The 16476-nt window shown below is 62.3% G+C and carries 20 protein-coding genes; 12 read left to right on the top strand and 8 right to left on the bottom strand.

What is annotated here, in order from left to right; translation table 11 throughout:
• Positions 1-58 precede the first annotated feature (58 nt).
• The 12 genes from rpoE (at position 59) to pdxJ (ending at position 10470) form a co-directional block, all read left to right on the top strand.
• A complete protein-coding gene (gene rpoE, locus GJV18_RS14235; protein ID WP_160346710.1) occupies positions 59-640 on the top strand; it encodes an RNA polymerase sigma factor RpoE in 582 nt (193 codons plus the stop codon).
• A 28-nt stretch (positions 641-668) separates the two neighbouring features.
• Positions 669-1256, top strand: a complete 588-nt coding sequence (locus GJV18_RS14230; protein ID WP_160346709.1) for a sigma-E factor negative regulatory protein — start codon at positions 669-671, stop codon at positions 1254-1256.
• Positions 1257-1264: 8 nt separating this feature from the next.
• On the top strand, positions 1265-2212 hold the full coding sequence (locus GJV18_RS14225) for a MucB/RseB C-terminal domain-containing protein (protein ID WP_160346707.1): 948 nt from the start codon (positions 1265-1267) through the stop codon (positions 2210-2212).
• Complete coding sequence (locus tag GJV18_RS14220) at positions 2209-2682, top strand: SoxR reducing system RseC family protein (RefSeq protein WP_160346705.1); 474 nt, start codon at positions 2209-2211, stop codon at positions 2680-2682. The genes GJV18_RS14225 and GJV18_RS14220 overlap by 4 nt, the downstream gene beginning before the upstream one ends.
• Before the next feature lie 14 nt (positions 2683-2696).
• Positions 2697-4124: a DegQ family serine endoprotease gene (locus GJV18_RS14215; RefSeq protein ID WP_160346703.1), complete on the top strand. Its 1428-nt coding sequence runs from the start codon at positions 2697-2699 to the stop codon at positions 4122-4124.
• A 150-nt stretch (positions 4125-4274) separates the two neighbouring features.
• Positions 4275-6074, top strand: a complete 1800-nt coding sequence (gene lepA / locus GJV18_RS14210; protein ID WP_160346701.1) for a translation elongation factor 4 — start codon at positions 4275-4277, stop codon at positions 6072-6074.
• 5 nt (positions 6075-6079) lie between these two features.
• Positions 6080-6934: a signal peptidase I gene (gene lepB, locus GJV18_RS14205; RefSeq protein WP_160346699.1), complete on the top strand. Its 855-nt coding sequence runs from the start codon at positions 6080-6082 to the stop codon at positions 6932-6934.
• Between the two features lie 94 nt (positions 6935-7028).
• Positions 7029-7406, top strand: a complete 378-nt coding sequence (locus GJV18_RS14200) for a DUF4845 domain-containing protein (RefSeq protein WP_160346697.1) — start codon at positions 7029-7031, stop codon at positions 7404-7406.
• Positions 7403-8092, top strand: coding sequence for a ribonuclease III (rnc, locus tag GJV18_RS14195; RefSeq protein ID WP_160346695.1), 690 nt, complete (start codon positions 7403-7405; stop codon positions 8090-8092). The genes GJV18_RS14200 and rnc overlap by 4 nt, the downstream gene beginning before the upstream one ends.
• Positions 8085-8987, top strand: a complete 903-nt coding sequence (gene era, locus GJV18_RS14190; RefSeq protein ID WP_160346693.1) for a GTPase Era — start codon at positions 8085-8087, stop codon at positions 8985-8987. Before rnc ends, era begins: the two co-directional genes overlap by 8 nt.
• A gap of 45 nt (positions 8988-9032) precedes the next feature.
• Entirely contained in the window at positions 9033-9731 is a 699-nt protein-coding gene (recO, locus tag GJV18_RS14185; RefSeq protein ID WP_160346692.1) for a DNA repair protein RecO, read from the top strand.
• Positions 9724-10470, top strand: coding sequence for a pyridoxine 5'-phosphate synthase (gene pdxJ / locus GJV18_RS14180; protein ID WP_160346690.1), 747 nt, complete (start codon positions 9724-9726; stop codon positions 10468-10470). Before recO ends, pdxJ begins: the two co-directional genes overlap by 8 nt.
• A gap of 108 nt (positions 10471-10578) precedes the next feature.
• Here the strand turns inward: pdxJ and cmoB are convergent, their stop codons facing one another.
• The 8 genes from cmoB to GJV18_RS18935 all read right to left on the bottom strand — a co-directional run bounded on the left by cmoB (position 10579) and on the right by GJV18_RS18935 (position 16335).
• On the bottom strand, positions 10579-11547 hold the full coding sequence (gene cmoB / locus GJV18_RS14175) for a tRNA 5-methoxyuridine(34)/uridine 5-oxyacetic acid(34) synthase CmoB (protein ID WP_160346688.1): 969 nt from the start codon (positions 11545-11547) through the stop codon (positions 10579-10581).
• Complete coding sequence (gene cmoA / locus GJV18_RS14170) at positions 11544-12287, bottom strand: carboxy-S-adenosyl-L-methionine synthase CmoA (protein ID WP_407692364.1); 744 nt, start codon at positions 12285-12287, stop codon at positions 11544-11546. The genes cmoB and cmoA overlap by 4 nt, the downstream gene beginning before the upstream one ends.
• 64 nt (positions 12288-12351) lie before the next feature.
• A complete protein-coding gene (locus tag GJV18_RS14165; RefSeq protein WP_160346685.1) occupies positions 12352-12924 on the bottom strand; it encodes a hypothetical protein in 573 nt (190 codons plus the stop codon).
• Between the two features lie 45 nt (positions 12925-12969).
• Entirely contained in the window at positions 12970-13620 is a 651-nt protein-coding gene (locus GJV18_RS14160; RefSeq protein WP_160346683.1) for a lysoplasmalogenase, read from the bottom strand.
• Positions 13621-13713: 93 nt separating this feature from the next.
• The gene (locus GJV18_RS14155) at positions 13714-14112 is read right to left on the bottom strand and encodes a protease inhibitor I42 family protein (protein ID WP_160346681.1); all 399 of its coding nucleotides are present in this window, start codon (positions 14110-14112) and stop codon (positions 13714-13716) included.
• A gap of 58 nt (positions 14113-14170) precedes the next feature.
• Positions 14171-14878 carry a hypothetical protein gene (locus GJV18_RS14150; RefSeq protein WP_160346679.1) on the bottom strand — a complete coding sequence of 236 codons (708 nt, stop codon included), beginning with the start codon at positions 14876-14878 and terminating at the stop codon, positions 14171-14173.
• A gap of 182 nt (positions 14879-15060) precedes the next feature.
• Positions 15061-15759 carry a hypothetical protein gene (locus GJV18_RS14145; RefSeq protein ID WP_160346677.1) on the bottom strand — a complete coding sequence of 233 codons (699 nt, stop codon included), beginning with the start codon at positions 15757-15759 and terminating at the stop codon, positions 15061-15063.
• Positions 15760-15762: 3 nt separating this feature from the next.
• Complete coding sequence (locus GJV18_RS18935; RefSeq protein WP_233280191.1) at positions 15763-16335, bottom strand: methyl-accepting chemotaxis protein; 573 nt, start codon at positions 16333-16335, stop codon at positions 15763-15765.
• Positions 16336-16476 lie beyond the last annotated feature (141 nt).

Raw genomic sequence — 16476 nt, 5'->3', positions numbered from 1 at the left:
TTTGCAAGGTGATTGACTGGTGGCAAAAGCACTCCTGCAAACCTATCGAGGAGTGTTCATGCTAACCCAGGAAGAAGATCAGCAGCTGGTCGAGCGCGTGCAGCGTGGGGACAAGCGCGCCTTCGATCTGCTGGTGCTGAAGTATCAGCACAAGATACTCGGGTTGATTGTGCGTTTTGTGCATGACAGCCATGAGGCTCAGGATGTTGCCCAGGAAGCCTTCGTCAAGGCTTATCGGGCGCTGGGGAATTTTCGCGGGGACAGCGCGTTCTATACCTGGCTGTACCGCATCGCCATCAATACGGCGAAGAATCATCTGGTGTCCCGCGGTCGGCGGCCGCCAGAAAGTGATGTAAGTGCCGAGGATGCCGAATTTTATGACGGCGACCACGCACTCAAGGATATCGAGTCGCCCGAGCGTGCCTTGTTGCGCGATGAGATCGAGGCCACGGTGCATCGCAGCATCGAGCAGTTGCCCGAGGATTTACGTACGGCCCTGACCTTGCGTGAGTTCGACGGCTTGAGTTATGAGGATATTGCCAGCGTGATGCAATGTCCTGTGGGAACGGTGCGGTCGCGGATTTTCCGTGCTCGCGAGGCTATTGATAAGTCGCTGCAACCCTTGTTGCAGGAAGCTTGAGGCGGCGTCAGCCAAGAGAGGAACAGCCATGAGTCGTGAAACTCTGCATGAATCGCTGTCTGCGGTGATGGACAATCAAGCGGATGAACTGGAGCTGCGTCGCGTGCTGGCAGCTAGTGAGGACGCGGATGTGCGTGCCACCTGGAGTCGCTATCAGTTGGCCCGGGCCGTGATGCACAAGGAGTTGCTGGAGCCACGTCTGGATATTGCTGCCGCAGTGTCGGCAGCTCTGGCCGATGAACCAGCGCCGGCACTGCAGCCGCGTGCGCCGGCTTCCTGGCGTACGCTGGGGCGCCTGGCTGTGGCGGCTTCGGTGACGCTGGCGGTGCTGGTTGGCGTGCGTTTCTACAATCAGGACGCGATTACCGGTGCGCAGATGGCGCAGCAGGCTGCTCAGCCCATGTTGAGTCTGCCTCAGGTGCAGGGGCCGGCGCTGTTGGCCGGCTTCAGCAGTGAGTCCGAGCAGGCCCAGGCATCTGGTCAGCCCGCGCAGCCCTCTACCTGGCATGAACAGCGTCTACCCAGCTATCTGCGCCAGCATGCCCAGCAGGCTGCCATGAGCGGCGCCGACAGTGCGCTGCCCTATGCCCGGGCGGCCAGCCTGGAAAGCCGGTAAGCCGGCCTATGCGCTTTGCTCCCTTAGCTGCCTGGATTGTGCTCGGTATCTGGGCCGCACCGGCGGTGGCCGACGAGGCTCATGACTGGCTCGAACGCCTGGCGCAGGCCGAGCGTGCCCAGAGCTACCAGGGCACCTTTATCTACGAACGCAATGGCAGTTTCTCCACCCACGCCATCTGGCGTCGCGTTGAGGGTGAGGGGTCGCACGAGCGCTTGTTGCAGCTCGATGGGATGCCGCAGGAAGTGGTGCGAGTCGATGACCAGATCAGCTGTGTAACTGGCAGCCTGGCGGATCAGCTGAGTACCGGTCCGCTGTGGCCGTCCAGGCAACTGATTGCCGCTCAGTTGCAGCAGTCCTATGAATTGCGCTTGGTCGGCAAGTCTCGCGTGGCCGGTCGTGCTGCGGTGGTGCTGGCGCTGTTGCCCCGTGATCAGCACCGTTATGGCATTGAACTGCATGTGGATATGCAGAGTGGTTTACCCCTCAAATCCCTGTTGTTGAGCGATAAAGGCCAGTTGCTGGAACGTTTCCAGTTCACCCGGCTGAACACCTCTATGCCCGCCACCAAGTCCCTGCAAGGCGGCGCGGGTTGTCAGCCGTTGCGTCCTGCTGTGACCCAGATAGAGACGGACCCGGTCTGGCAGTCGGATTGGCTGCCACCAGGTTTTGCCCTGCATGCCAGTACCCAGCGGCGCAGTCCGGCTTCGGATGAAGCAGTGGCGTGCTTGGTCTACGGTGATGGTCTGGCCCGCTTTTCCGTCTTCCTTGAGCCCCTGCGCGGTGCGGCGGCAGAAGATCTGCGCAGTCAGGTTGGGCCGACCACGGCCGTGTCGCGTCGGGTGCAGACCGAGCAGGGCGATGTGATGGTGACGGTGGTGGGCGAGATCCCCATGGGCACGGCCGAGCGCGTGGCCCTGTCGATGCGTGCCTTGCCCGCCGAGGAGGCGCCGTGATCGAGGAGCAGGGGCGGGTGGTCGCTGTGGAGTCTGGTGCTGTCTGGGTCGAAACCCTGCGCAAAAGCACCTGCTCGGCCTGTTCGGCCAAGGCGGCCTGCGGTCAGGGACTGCTCAACCAGCTGGGCGCCGGTGCCCGTCGTGGCTATGTGCGAGCCTTGAGTGGATTGTCGCTGCAGGTGGGGGATGCGGTGGTCATCGGCGTGCGTGAAGACCTGCTGGTGCGTGGCTCCATTCTGGTTTATCTGCTGCCCCTGCTGGGTTTGTTTATGGCCGCGGGGCTGGCTCAGTGGTTGGCCCTGGGGGAGCCACTGGTTATCCTGGCGGCCTTTGCCGGGCTGCTGGCAACGTGGTATGGGGTGCGCCGCTACAGCTTGCGCAGCTCGGATGATCCAGCGGCGCAACCTGTGGTGTTGCGTGCATTGTTGGCGGCCGAGGGTCGAACTGAAACTTTGCCTGTAAGCAAATAGGGAGCCGTATGTTGATGCCTAGCCTTAAGAAGTCCTGTTCCGCCTTGCTGGCCCTGTTGCTGCTGGGGCAGGTGTTGGTGGCACAGGCCAATTTGCCTGACTTTACCGAACTGGTGGAGAAGGCTTCGCCGGCGGTAGTCAATATCAGCACGCGCCAGCGCATGCCGGAACGCATGGCGGCTGGTGGGCAGCTGAATATTCCTGACCTGCAGGGACTGCCACCGATATTCCGCGAATTCTTCGAGCGCAATATTCCCCAGGTGCCACAGAACCCGGGCGGTGGGCGGCAGCGGGAGGCTCAGTCCCTGGGTTCGGGCTTTATCATTTCTGCCGATGGCTATGTGCTGACCAATAACCATGTGATCGCCGATGCCGATGAAATCATCGTGCGCCTGTCCGATCGCAGCGAGCTGGAAGCCAAACTGGTGGGAGCTGACCCGCGCAGCGACGTGGCCCTGCTCAAGGTGGAGGCCAAGGGCCTGCCTACCGTCAAACTGGGTAAATCCGAAGACCTCAAGGTCGGAGAGTGGGTGCTGGCCATTGGCTCGCCCTTTGGTTTCGACCACTCGGTGACCGCCGGTATCGTCAGCGCCAAGGGTCGCAGCCTGCCGAACGAGAGCTATGTGCCCTTTATCCAGACCGATGTGGCGATCAATCCGGGCAACTCCGGTGGGCCGCTGTTCAATCTGTCCGGCGAAGTGGTGGGCATCAATTCGCAGATATTCACTCGCTCCGGTGGCTTTATGGGGCTGTCCTTCGCCATTCCCATGAGCGTGGCCATGGATGTCGCCGAGCAGCTCAAGGCCGATGGCAAGGTCAGCCGCGGTTGGCTGGGGGTGGTGATTCAGGAAGTGAACAAGGATCTGGCCGAGTCCTTCGGCCTGGATCGTCCGGCCGGTGCTCTGGTCGCCCAGGTGCTGGAAGACGGCCCGGCCGCCAAGGGTGGTTTACAGGTCGGTGATGTGATTCTCAGCCTGGATGGCAAGCCGATCGTCATGTCGGCGGATCTGCCGCACCTGGTGGGCGCGCTCAAGCCGGGTAGCAAGGCAACCCTGGAAGTGGTGCGTGAAGGCAAGCGGCGCAAGCTGCCCCTGACCATTGGTGCGCTGCCCGAGGAGGGTGAAGAGCTGGCCAGTGCCGCGCAGCCAGGCGCCGAGCGCAGCAGCAATCGCCTGGGTGTCAGGGTGGTGGAGCTGACCGCGGAGCAGAAGAAGAATCTGGATCTGCGCGGTGGTGTGGTGATTTCCGAGGTGATGGAGGGGCCGGCGGCGCTGATCGGCCTGCGCCCGGGGGATGTGGTGACCCACCTGAACAATCAGGCCATCGACTCGGCCAAGACCTTTACCGAGGTGGCCCAGGCGCTGCCGAAGAATCGCTCGGTGTCCATGCGGGTACTGCGTCAGGGGCGCGCCAGCTTTATTACCTTCAAGCTGGCTGACTGATCGGTCGAGCAGGGTAAAAGGGCGACGTTGGTCGCCCTTTTACGTGGTGGCCTTTGCGTGGGGCCTGGATGACGGACAAGGTGGCTTTCGGGTACACTTCCCGGCTATTTTCGGCGGGCAGTCGCCTGCGACCTTTTTGAGTGTTGATCCGTGAGTGATTTGAGTCATATCCGCAATTTCTCCATCATCGCCCACATTGACCACGGCAAGTCGACCCTGGCTGACCGTTTTATCCAGATGTGTGGCGGCCTGGCTGATCGTGAAATGGAAGCCCAGGTGCTGGATTCCATGGACCTTGAGCGCGAGCGCGGGATCACCATCAAGGCGCACAGCGTCACCCTGTATTACAAGGCCCGTGATGGCATCACCTATCAGCTGAACTTTATCGATACCCCGGGGCATGTGGACTTCACCTATGAAGTCAGTCGCTCCCTGGCCGCCTGTGAAGGTGCGCTGCTGGTGGTCGATGCCGGCCAGGGGGTTGAGGCCCAGTCGGTAGCCAACTGCTATACCGCCATCGAGCAGGGCCTCGAGGTCATGCCGGTGCTGAACAAGATCGATCTGCCCCAGGCCGAGCCGGAGCGGGTCAAGGAAGAGATCGAGAAGATCATCGGCATTGATGCCACCGATGCCGTGACCTGCAGCGCCAAGACTGGCCTGGGCGTCGACGAGGTGCTGGAGCGCCTGGTACACACCATTCCGGCCCCCACGGGCGAGATCGATGCGCCGTTGCAGGCCCTGATCATCGATTCCTGGTTCGACAACTACCTGGGCGTGGTGTCCCTGGTGCGCGTGCGCCATGGCCGGATCAAGAAGGGCGACAAGGTGCTGGTCAAGTCCACGGGCAAGGTGCACCTGGTGGACAGCGTCGGCGTATTCAACCCCAAGCACACTGCCACTGCCGACCTCAAGGCCGGTGAAGTGGGCTTTATCATTGCCAGCATCAAGGATATTCACGGCGCGCCGGTGGGCGACACCCTGACCCTGGCTGCCACCCCCGATGTCGAGGTGCTGCCGGGCTTCAAGCGTATCCAGCCCCAGGTCTATGCCGGCCTGTTCCCGGTCAGCTCGGATGATTTCGAGGATTTCCGTGATGCGCTGCAGAAGCTGACGCTGAACGACTCGTCGCTGCAGTATCTGCCGGAAAGCTCCGATGCCCTGGGTTTTGGCTTCCGTTGCGGCTTCCTCGGCATGCTGCATATGGAGATCATCCAGGAGCGCCTGGAGCGTGAATACAACCTGGATCTGATCACCACTGCGCCGAGCGTAATCTTCGAAGTCCTGCTCAAGAACGGTGAAACGATTTACGTCGACAACCCGTCCAAGTTGCCGGATGTGTCCTCGGTCGAGGACTTCCGCGAGCCCATCGTCCAGGCCACCATCCTGGTGCCGCAGGAGCACCTGGGTAATGTGATTACCCTGTGTATCGAGAAACGCGGTGTGCAGCGTGACATGCAGTTCCTCGGTTCTCAGGTTCAGGTTCGCTATGACCTGCCGATGAACGAGGTGGTGCTGGATTTCTTCGATCGTCTGAAGTCCACCAGCCGCGGTTATGCCTCGCTGGATTACCACTTCGATCGCTATCAGTCGGCCAATCTGGTCAAGCTGGATGTGCTGATCAATGGTGACAAGGTCGATGCCCTGGCCCTGATCGTGCATAAGGACAATGCCCATTACAAAGGTCGCCAGCTGACCGAGAAGATGAAAGAACTGATCCCGCGGCAGATGTTCGATGTGGCCATCCAGGCCGCCATCGGCGGGCAGATCGTGGCGCGTACCACGGTCAAGGCGCTGCGCAAGAACGTATTGGCCAAGTGCTACGGCGGTGACGTCAGCCGTAAGCGCAAGCTGCTGGAGAAGCAGAAGGCTGGTAAGAAACGGATGAAGCAGGTCGGCAACGTGGAAATTCCACAGGAAGCCTTCCTTGCCGTGCTGAGGTTGGATAGCTAGGTCTTATGTCGATCAATTTCCCGCTGTTGCTGGTTGTCGCTGTCGCCGTCTGTGGTGCGTTGGCGCTATTCGATCTGATCTTTCTGGCGCCGCGCCGGCGTGCGGCCATTGCCAGTTATCAGGGGCAGGTCGGCGAGCCCGATGAAGCGGTCATTGATCGGCTGAACAAGGAGCCACTGCTGGTCGAGTACGGTAAATCGTTCTTTCCGGTGCTGGCCATTGTTCTGGTGCTGCGCTCCTTTCTGGTCGAACCCTTCCAGATTCCGTCCGGGTCGATGAAACCGACCCTGGAAGTGGGCGACTTTATCCTGGTCAACAAGTTCGCCTATGGCATCCGCCTGCCGGTGCTGGATACCAAGATCATCGAGGTGGGTGACCCGCAGCGTGGCGATGTGATGGTGTTTCGCTACCCCAGTGACCCCAATATCAACTACATCAAGCGGGTAGTGGGGCTGGCCGGCGATCACGTGGCCTACAGCAGCGACAAGCAGCTGTTTATCAATGGTCAGGCGGTGGCCCAGCAGTTGCTCGGTGAAGAACCCGGCAGCCTCGGCAGTGTGACCCTGTACAACGAACGTCTGGGTGATATCGAACACCAGATCCGCAAGGAAATGACCCGCTACCGGGTCGAGCCAGGCCGCGAGTGGGTGATCCCCGAGGGGCACTACTTCATGGTCGGCGACAACCGCGACAACTCCAACGACAGCCGTTACTGGAAGGATCCGCAGATTCCCCAGCCGCTCTGGGGCATGGTGCCGGATCGCAATATCGTCGGTAAGGCCTTCGCCGTGTGGATGAGCTGGCCGGATCCCAAGTCGCGCAACCTGCCCAATTTCTCCCGGGTTGGTTTGATCAAGTAAGGATTTCGCGGCGCGGCGTAAAGCGGCGGCGCGAGCTATATATAGTCTTTGTCGGGCCAAATTGAGCCAGGCATTTCACATATTGGGGGCATAGATGATATTTGCGCGTTCGCAGAAAGGCATGTCGATGCTGAGCTGGATGCTGGTGCTGGTGCTGGTGGCGTTCTTTGCCAGCGCGGCTTTCAAGGTCCTGCCGCATTATTTCGACTATATGTCGATGGAAAAGATCATCACCTCGGTGGAAACCGAAGCATCGGGCGATGTGCGCACTATCAATGCCTTTATGGGGCATGTCAGCCGTGGCATGGAGGTCAACAGCATTCGCGACCTGCCGCTCAAGGACGTCTTGAAGGTCAAACTGGAAAACAACGAGTTTCATGCGCACCTCAAGTACGAGCGCCGTGAGCCCCTGATCCGCAATATCGACCTGGTCGTGCGCTTCGACAAAGAATTCCGTGTGCGCATGCCGTGAGTGAGTCCCTGGCCCGTCTCGAGCGCAAGCTCGGTTATCGTTTCAAGGACCAGGACCTGATGGTGCTGGCCCTGACCCACCGCAGTTTTGCCGGGCGCAACAATGAGCGCCTGGAGTTCCTCGGCGACTCCATCCTCAACTTCGTCGCCGCCGAAGCCCTGTTCGAGCGCTTTGCCCAGGCCCGTGAAGGCCAGTTGTCGCGTCTGCGCGCACGCCTGGTCAAGGGCGAGACCCTGGCGGTGCTGGCCCGTGGTTTTGATCTGGGCGAGTACCTGCGTCTGGGTTCCGGTGAATTGAAGAGCGGCGGATTTCGCCGTGAGTCGATTCTCGCCGACGCGCTGGAAGCCCTGATCGGCGCCATTTACCTGGATGCTGGCATGGACGTGGCCCGCGAGCGGGTGCTGGCCTGGCTGGAAGGTGAGCTGGAAAGCCTGACCCTGGTCGATACCAACAAGGATCCGAAAACCCGCCTGCAGGAATTTCTGCAGTCGCGCAGCTGCGAACTGCCTCGCTACGAGGTGGTGGATATCCAGGGCGAGCCGCATTGCCGCACTTTCGTGGTCGAATGCCAGGTTGCCCTGCTTAATGACAAGACCCTGGGCCAGGGTGCCAGCCGGCGTATCGCCGAGCAGGTGGCTGCTGCGGCTGCGCTGATTGCCCTGGGTGTGGAGAATGGCAATGACTGATACACCCGTTACACGCTGTGGCTATGTCGCCATCGTCGGCCGGCCCAACGTGGGCAAGTCGACGCTGCTCAACCATATCCTCGGGCAGAAGCTGGCAATCACCTCGCGCAAGCCGCAAACCACTCGGCACAACATGCTCGGCATCAAGACCGAGGGTGAGGTGCAGGCCATCTATGTCGATACTCCCGGCCTGCACAAGAACAACGAGAAAGCCCTCAACCGCTATATGAACAAGAACGCCTCGTCGGCCCTCAAGGATGTCGATGTGGTGATCTTTGTGGTCGACCGTACCCGCTGGACCGATGAAGACCAGATGGTTCTGGAGCGGGTGCAGTATGTCCAGGGGCCGGTGATTCTGGCGATCAACAAGACCGACCGGCTGGAAGACAAGGCCGAGCTGATGCCGCACCTCAAGTGGCTGGCCGAGCAGCTGCCGAATGCCGAGATCGTGCCGATCTCGGCCCAGCAGGGGCACAATCTCGATACCCTGGAACAGCTGGTGGGCGAGCGTCTACCCGAAGGCGTGCACTTCTTCCCGGAAGATCAGGTCACCGATCGCTCCAGCCGTTTCTTCGCCGCTGAACTCGTGCGCGAGAAGATCATGCGTCAGCTGGGCGCCGAGCTGCCCTATCAGATCACCGTGGAAATCGAGGAATTCAAGCGCGAAGGGCGCATCCTGCATATCCATGCCCTGATTCTGGTGGAACGTGACGGGCAGAAGAAGATCATCATTGGTGACAAAGGCGAGCGCATCAAACGCATCGGTCAGGAAGCGCGCAAGGACATGGAGGTGATGTTCGACTCCAAGGTCATGCTCAATCTCTGGGTCAAGGTCAAGGGCGGCTGGTCCGATGACGAACGCGCCCTGCGTTCACTGGGTTACGACGATATCTGATCCGTCTGCGGGTGCCCCAGGTGCCCGCTTCTTCGAGTAAGCCCCATGCTCGCCCTCAGTCAGCCCGCTTATGTGTTGCACAGCCGTGCCTACCGCGAGAGCAGTGCGCTGGTGGATTTTCTTACTCCCCAGGGGCGTCTGCGTGCGGTACTGCGCGGTGCCCGGGGCAAGGCGGGCAGCCTGGCGCGGCCCTTTATTCCCCTGGAAGCCGAGTTTCGCGGGCGCGGCGAGCTGAAGAATGTCGGCCGTCTGGAGCCTGCCGGCATTCCCAATCTGCTGGTCGGCGAGGCGCTGTTCAGTGGCCTCTATCTCAACGAATTGCTGATTCGCCTGCTGCCCGCCGAAGATCCCCATCCGGCGGTCTTCGAGCATTACGCCATGACCGTATTGGCCCTGGCCGAAGGCCGTGCCCTGGAGCCCTTGCTGCGTTCTTTTGAATGGCGCCTGCTCGATGAGCTGGGCTATGGTTTCGCCCTGGATCGGGACAGCGAAGGTCAACCCATAGCCGCAGCGGGTCTGTATCGATTGCACACCGAAGCCGGGCTGGTGCCGGTGGGGCATCTGCAGCCCGGTGTGTTTCAAGGGGCCGAACTGTTGGCCCTGGCCGAGGCCGACTGGGCAGCACCCGGCGCCCTGGCTGCCGCCAAGCGCCTGATGCGCCAGGCCCTGGCACCCCATTTAGGCGGCCGACCGCTGGTCAGCCGTGAATTGTTTATGACGCTCAAGGAGCCAAGCCGTGACTGATGCCAATCGTATTCTGCTGGGTGTGAACATTGACCATGTGGCCACTCTGCGCCAGGCTCGCGGTACCCGCTATCCGGACCCGGTCAAGGCCGCGCTGGATGCCGAAGAAGCCGGGGCCGACGGTATTACCGTGCACCTGCGCGAAGATCGCCGGCATATCCAGGAGCGCGATGTGCGCCTGCTCAAGGAGGTCATGCAGACGCGGATGAACTTCGAGATGGGCGTGACCGAGGAGATGCTCGCCTTCGCCGAAAGCATTCGCCCGGAGCATGTCTGCCTGGTGCCGGAAACCCGCCAGGAGCTGACCACCGAAGGCGGCCTGGATGTGGCCGGGCAGGAAGCGCGGATTCGCGCGGCGGTCGAGCGCCTGAGCAAGATCGGCTGCGAGGTGTCGCTGTTTATCGACCCGGATCCGCAGCAGATCGAGGCGTCCAAGCGCGTCGGCGCGCCGGCCATCGAACTGCATACCGGCCGCTATGCCGACGCTCATACGCCCGAGGAGGCGGCTCGCGAACTGGCACGGATTCGCGATGGCGTGGCCTGCGGCCTGCAGCATGGGCTGATCGTCAACGCCGGACACGGCCTGCACTACCACAACGTCGAGCCGGTGGCGGCGATTGCCGGCATCAACGAGCTGAATATCGGCCACGCCCTGGTGGCCCATGCGCTGTTTGTCGGCTTCAAGCAGGCGGTGGCGGAGATGAAGGCCCTGATCGTCGCCGCGGCCAATCGCGGTTAAAACGTAGGATGGGTTAGTGCGTAGGGCGGACATGCAGCAGGCGTGTCCGCCATCTGCGGTGGACAAGCTGGCGCATGTCCACCCTACGGGAGCTGTGATGTATCCGGTTTACGGTTTGCGCGCCACCAGCACGGCGCGGCAGGGTGCCGGCAGGCCCTCCACGGTACGGCTATGGTCGGCCGGGTCGAGAAACTCAGGCAGCGACTGAAAGCGCATCCACTCGGTGGCGCGCTGCTCCTCCACGCTGGTGGTGCTGACATCCACGCAGCGCACATCGACAAAGCCGGCACGGCGCAGCCAGCGCTCCAGGGCCGGCACCGAGGGCAGGAACCAGACGTTGCGCATCTGCGCGTAGCGGTCCTCCGGCACCAGCACCTGCTCCACATCGCCTTCCACCACCAGGGTTTCCAGCACCAGCTCGCCGTCCTTGACCAGGCAGTCCTTGAGGTCGAGCAAATGATCGATGGGCGAGCGGCGGTGGTACAGCACACCCATGGAGAACACTGTATCGAAGCCCTGCAGCTTGCCCGGCAACTCCTCGAAGGCCAGGGGCAGGTGCCAGACGGGCTGATCCGGCAGGTAGTGCTTCATCGCCAGGAACTGGCAGAGAAACAGCCAGTTGGGGTCGATACCCACCACGCTGTGGGCGCCGGCGCCGAGCATGCGCCACATGTAGTAGCCATTGCCGCAGCCCACATCCAGCACGCGCTTGCCCTGCAGCTCCAGATGGGGGGCGACCCGTTGCCACTTCCAGTCAGAGCGCCATTCGGTATCCACATGCACGTCAAACAGATGAAACGGCCCCTTGCGCCAGGGAATCAGACCCTGCAGGGCAGTTTTCAGCGCAGCGCGGGTGGGCTCGTCGCACGGCCCGTTAAAACTGAAACTGTGCTGTAACTCCAGGTGTTCGACGTTCAGTTGTGGCAATGCCTGCACGGCTCCATACCAGCGCGGTAGGTCGCCATGGCCGACCGCCAGCTTGGCGTCGATCTGCCCGGGCAAATCAGCCGCCCAGTCCTGCAGTGGTGTGCCGGCCAGCGCGGCCTGCAGGGCGTCGAGGTCGAGGCGATTGATCATGGCAGGGCAATCATCGAGGCGAAGTTAAGGCACCGGAACCAGGGCACGACCTGGCTGAAACCCGCAGCCAGCAGACGCTCGCGGTGCTGTTCCAGGCTGTCTGGCAGCATCACCTTCTCGATGGCGCTGCGCTTCTGGGCGATTTCCAGCTCGCTGTAGCCGTTGGCCCGTTTAAAGGCGATATGCAGATCGCCCAGCAGTTCCTGTTGTTGCACATCCTCGAAGCGCAGCTTTTCCGAGAGAATCAACGCACCGCCAGGCAACAGGGCCTGGCGAATCCGCGTGAGCAATTCGAGGCGCTGTTCGGGCTGGATAAATTGCAGGGTGAAATTCAGTGCCACCAGGGAGGCGGGCTGGAACGCCAGGCTGAGAATGTCAGCCTCGATCACCTCCACCGGCAGCAGTTCCTGAAACATCGAGTCCTGGGCGTGCAGGTACTCACGGCAGCGCTGGACCATGGCGTTGGAATTGTCCACGGCGATCACCCGGCAATCCTCGATCTGCACATGGCGGCGCAGGGCCTGGGTCACCGCGCCCAGGGAGCAGCCCAGGTCGTACAGCATGCTATGGGGCTGGGCAAACTGTCCGGCCAGCACGCCGATATTCTCGACAATGGTCGGGTAGCCCGGCACCGAGCGCTTGATCATGTCGGGGAAGACCCGCACCACGTCCTCGTTGAAGACGAAGTCGGGTACCTGATCCAGGGGCTGGGCAAAGAGGCGGTCGGGCTGCTGTTTCACGGTGGCGGTACTGGCTGGCAAAGGCGGGCATTCTAGCCAAGTCCGGCGCCCAGCCAAACCTGGATTACTGCATTTGGTCGAGAATAAATCCACCGGCCCCTTGTAACGGTCCCAGTGGATTACGCTTGACTTCGTAGCGGCGGATATTCGGCTCGCCGTTGCTCAACTTATGCACCAGCATGTTGTCCACCAGCACGAATACGGCGCGGAAATTCCAGCCCTGCAGCTCACGTTTCTTGCGAAAGTTGAAGGCATCGGCCCAGAAGTTGCCCACCCGCTTGGTATCGGTTTTATTAAACTCGAAGGCATAGCCGATGCAGCGATCCTTGGCCTGCAGGCATTGTAGTAAACCGTCGGGCAGATAGTCGATGGGCACATTGGCCTGTACGAACATCAGGCGGATGTCGATAAAGGACAACATTTTGCCGTTGCTCTGGGTCAGGGGGTCAAAGCCCAGAGCAAAGAGTTCGGAGCGTGTTGTCTTGCCGGGAATGGCCTTGGAATAACGCATTTCAGAGTCAAGGTAGTCATCGAAGGGCGAACGCGCTTCGGCGTGCTCGCTGGGCAGCAGACTGCTGCATCCGGGTATGCTGAGCAACAGAAGGCATAGGGTGACTGCATGCCTGGACGCTGCCATGGCGGCGGTTCCTTATCAGGTCACTGTTGTACTTGCTATAGCTGATTAATCGCGGGCCTGCTCGTTTGTGGTGGCAAAGGTGGAGGCGGCGATCAGCCATTGGCCCAGCCAGTAACTGATCATGATGGCCAGCGGGGCGGCGGCGAAGGGCTGGACGAAACGGTTGATGCCTATCAGGCTGTCGGAGAGCACGAACAGGGTGGCGCCAAGGGCGGCCAGCCAGGTCGACGTGCGCGACAGATGGGCTTGACCGAGACGGGCCAGGGCGCGCCAGAGCATGGCGCTAATGGCCAGGGCATAGAGACCGACCGGCAGCAGCAGGTCACCCAGGCCGCCACTGGCCAGCAGGCTGAAGATGCCCGCTCCAGTGCTCGCCGCCAGCAGCAGGGCTGGCCACGCGGCGTGCCGGCAGCTGTTCAGGTAGGCACGCAGATAGGCCAGATGGGCCAGCAGAAAGGCGCCCAGACCGAAGACGAACAGATCCGCCGGCCATTCCAGCAGCAGGTCGCCGGCCAGTGAGGCCAGCAGGCCCAGGCTGATCCAGCGGCGATAATGGCCGGCTGGGGCCTGGCGTAGCCACAGCAGCATGGCCAGCACTGGTATGCCTTTGCTCAGCAGGCCCAGTTCCACCAGATCATGCAAGCGGGCGTAGGTAAACAGTGCGGCGCCTGCCAGCCCCAGGAATAACCAGCGCATCAAATCCCTCCTTTCGTCGCAGCCGCACTATGGGCCCGGCCATCGCGGCGGGCAATGCCACAGGCGTCAGGGCAAGGGGTATTTGGCGCCGACTTACTTGACCCGAATCTCGCAGTCGAAGCGTTGGGCGGGCACCACGCCGACTTCCCAGGGGCGCTCATAGGTCAGGTGTAGGCGACCTTCCCCCGCCTGTATGGCCTCGAAACGCCAGGTGGAAACCCCGGCGCTGCCGACCAGCCCTGCATCTTCCGGGTTGCTGTAGACCTCGGGGCCGAGGCTTTGCAGAACGTTGGCGGCCGAGTCGCGCACTAGCCAGCGAAAGCCTGTGGTGGGGTTGCTGGGCATGCGCAGGATAAGTTGCTGGCCCGTGTGCAGGGTCAACGGACACTGGCTCTGCTGTTTCTGGTGCAGGGCCAGGCTGGTGGTGGATTTTTGTGCGCAGGCGCTTAGCAGGGCGAGGCCGAGCACGAGTGTTAAACGCAGAACGGGCATGGCGGGCTCCGGTCAGTAGACAGTAGGCGCCAGCATAGCGGTTTTGCTCGGGTGGTGGTCACAGGCCCAGACCAGGATTGTGCCGCAGCGGCCCCAGGCAGTCGTCGATAAGTGGCGCAAACAGTTCGAAGCAGTCCCGTGGCGCCAGGCGTATCCGGGGAGCGTCGATCAGGTCCTGCTCCAGGCGCTGCAGGGTCTGGTGCAGGGCGGTGCTGGCGCCACTGTGCTCCAGTTTGTGGCAGAGCTGACGCATCTGCTCCTGCAGGCCGCTGGGGCAGCGCTGGTAGTTGGCTGCGCGTACTGCCAGGCCGCGCAGGCGGGCGAGGTCTTCGAGGCTGCGGCAGAGTGCGCCGATGCCCTGCAGGGGCGGATTGCCGGCCAGGCGCAGGCGTTCCTCCAGCTGCTCGATCACCTGCAGCAGGCCCTCGATGACCTGACAGTGGGCTGCGAAGTCGGCCGGATGGCGGCGCAGTTTCGGCCAGTCTTGCTGCAGGGGCGCAAGCTGCAGGCTGGGACCTGGCCAGTTGAGCCAGAGCTGGTCGAGTTGGCGGGCCAGAACATTGCGCTGGCTGACGCTGCTGATGTCCTGCTGGGCGCCCAGGCCGCGGTGCTTTTGCAGGTGTTGCAGCAGGGCAATGGCACGTTGCAGGGTGGCGCTCTGCAGGGCATTGAGATGCTGTTGATGTTGCCGGTGGGCGCGGCGGTTGAGGTAGTGACCCAGCAGATAAAGACCCAGGGCCAGGGCAATGGCAAGACCGAGTTCCATGGTGACTCCTTGCAGCGGCAGTGGCACGAAAAGCGTGCAGGTAGAGCCATTGCAACTCTCCTGCCAGCTGCCTGGAGCCGCTCTATTGCGGACTTATTACTTATCCAGCGGGGGTTGATCTGCCTCCTTGTTGTGCGCAGGCGGCGTCGGCTGGCCAATTTGGTGCGCGCGGCTGCCCGTTTTCAGGCCAGGCGCGCCTGCATGCCTTGCAGGCGTTCATCGATTAGCGGTGTAAGCAGGGCGAAACAGTCCATGGGAGCCAGGCGAATCTGCGCTGCGCCGATCAGTTCGCGGTCCAGGCGCTCGATCACCCGCTGCACAGGCTGTTCGCAGCTGGAACCGGCGAGCCGCTGACACAGGTAGCGCATCTGGATCTGCAGCTCCAGTGGGCAGCGCGAGTGGTTGGCGGCCCGAACCGACAGGGCACGCAGCCGACCGAGGTCTTCCAGGCCGCGGCAGGCCTCGCCGATGCCGGGCAGAGGGCCGCTGTGGTGGGCGCCGAGGCGCAGCTCCAGTAACTGGATGGCTGCCAGCACCTGTTCGATTAGTTGGCAGTGGCCATTGAAGTCGGCGGGTTGGGCACGCAGGGCCGGCCAGCGGGTTGCCAGATCCGGCAGGGCGGCGCTGGCGCCTGGCCAGCGCCGCCAGAGCAGATCCAGCTGGTGAGCGATTTCATTGCGCTGGCGCAGGCTTGGCGCATCGTTCAAGGGGCCGAGACCGCGGTGCTTCTGCAAGTTCTGCAACAGTTCCAGAGCCAGTTGCAGGCTGGCGCTGTGCTGGCGGGCCTGCTGCGCCAGGCGGCGTTGCCGGTGCAGGTGCATCAGGCCCTGGACGCTGATCAGCAGCAGGGCGCCGAGGGCGGGATTGAGCCAGGTATCCATGGTTCACCTCGAAGGGGTAGCGACTGTGGTCAACCGACTCAGGTACTGGGTCAGGCTGTGCAGCTCGTGGGACTGTTCGCGCTGGGCTGCGGTGGCGCTGGCGATGCCATGCAGCTGCTGGTGCAGCACCTGGCTGGCGCTGCCGTGTTCATCCAGGGCCTGTTGCAGGCTGTGCAGCTGATCCAGGCTGAGCTGGTTGTGCTGGGCCAGCTGGTGCAACTCGTTGGCCAGGGCCTGGCTCTGGCTGGCGCCCTGATCCAGCAGCTGGCGATGTTCCTCCACTTCGTGGCGGACGCTGTGCACGGCCTGGCCGATATCGCTCACCACCCGGGTGATCTGCAGCGCGGCCTGGTCACTGGCCTGGGACAGTTGGCGTACCTCGTTGGCAACCACGGCAAAACCACGGCCGTGCTCGCCGGCCCGGGCCGCTTCGATGGAGGCATTGAGGGCCAGCAGCTGGGTCTGCTTGGCCAGGCTCTGGATGCTGTGCAGGGAGCTTTCCACCGCCTGGGTATGGTTCAGCAGCTGGCTCACTGCCTCGGCGGTGCGGCCCAGGCTATGGCGAATGTCGCGCATGGCCGCGCCCACGGATTGGGCGTCCTGGCAGCCAGCTTCACTTTTTTGGTGCGCCAGCTGGAAGGCGCTGGCCGCCTGCTGGCCGAGTTGCTGGATGCGCGTCAGGGTCTGAGCGATGGCAGCGCTGGCCTGGTCGATCTG

Source organism: Pseudomonas xionganensis (assembly GCF_009763245.1).
GTDB classification, from domain to species: Bacteria; Pseudomonadota; Gammaproteobacteria; order Pseudomonadales; family Pseudomonadaceae; genus Aquipseudomonas; species Aquipseudomonas xionganensis.
The sequence above is the reverse complement of the archived record's forward strand: the minus strand, read 5'-3'. Positions and strand labels throughout refer to the sequence as shown.

What these genes read in the sequence shown, in the direction of transcription:
- GJV18_RS14150 (WP_160346679.1), bottom strand. Translation starts at nt 14,878, where the DNA reads ATGGAACTCGGTCTTGCCATTGCCCTGGCCCTGGGTCTTTATCTGCTG.
- GJV18_RS14155 (WP_160346681.1), bottom strand. Translation starts at nt 14,112, where the DNA reads ATGCCCGTTCTGCGTTTAACACTCGTGCTCGGCCTCGCCCTGCTAAGC.
- GJV18_RS14225 (WP_160346707.1), top strand. Translation starts at nt 1,265, where the DNA reads ATGCGCTTTGCTCCCTTAGCTGCCTGGATTGTGCTCGGTATCTGGGCC.
- GJV18_RS14215 (WP_160346703.1), top strand. Translation starts at nt 2,697, where the DNA reads ATGCCTAGCCTTAAGAAGTCCTGTTCCGCCTTGCTGGCCCTGTTGCTG.
- lepB (WP_160346699.1), top strand. Translation starts at nt 6,080, where the DNA reads ATGTCGATCAATTTCCCGCTGTTGCTGGTTGTCGCTGTCGCCGTCTGT.
- GJV18_RS14160 (WP_160346683.1), bottom strand. Translation starts at nt 13,620, where the DNA reads ATGCGCTGGTTATTCCTGGGGCTGGCAGGCGCCGCACTGTTTACCTAC.
- GJV18_RS14145 (WP_160346677.1), bottom strand. Translation starts at nt 15,759, where the DNA reads ATGGATACCTGGCTCAATCCCGCCCTCGGCGCCCTGCTGCTGATCAGC.
- recO (WP_160346692.1), top strand. Translation starts at nt 9,033, where the DNA reads ATGCTCGCCCTCAGTCAGCCCGCTTATGTGTTGCACAGCCGTGCCTAC.
- GJV18_RS14200 (WP_160346697.1), top strand. Translation starts at nt 7,029, where the DNA reads ATGATATTTGCGCGTTCGCAGAAAGGCATGTCGATGCTGAGCTGGATG.
- GJV18_RS14230 (WP_160346709.1), top strand. Translation starts at nt 669, where the DNA reads ATGAGTCGTGAAACTCTGCATGAATCGCTGTCTGCGGTGATGGACAAT.
- GJV18_RS18935 (WP_233280191.1), bottom strand. Translation starts at nt 16,335, where the DNA reads ATGCGCGACATTCGCCATAGCCTGGGCCGCACCGCCGAGGCAGTGAGC.
- cmoB (WP_160346688.1), bottom strand. Translation starts at nt 11,547, where the DNA reads ATGATCAATCGCCTCGACCTCGACGCCCTGCAGGCCGCGCTGGCCGGC.
- rpoE (WP_160346710.1), top strand. Translation starts at nt 59, where the DNA reads ATGCTAACCCAGGAAGAAGATCAGCAGCTGGTCGAGCGCGTGCAGCGT.
- era (WP_160346693.1), top strand. Translation starts at nt 8,085, where the DNA reads ATGACTGATACACCCGTTACACGCTGTGGCTATGTCGCCATCGTCGGC.
- GJV18_RS14165 (WP_160346685.1), bottom strand. Translation starts at nt 12,924, where the DNA reads ATGGCAGCGTCCAGGCATGCAGTCACCCTATGCCTTCTGTTGCTCAGC.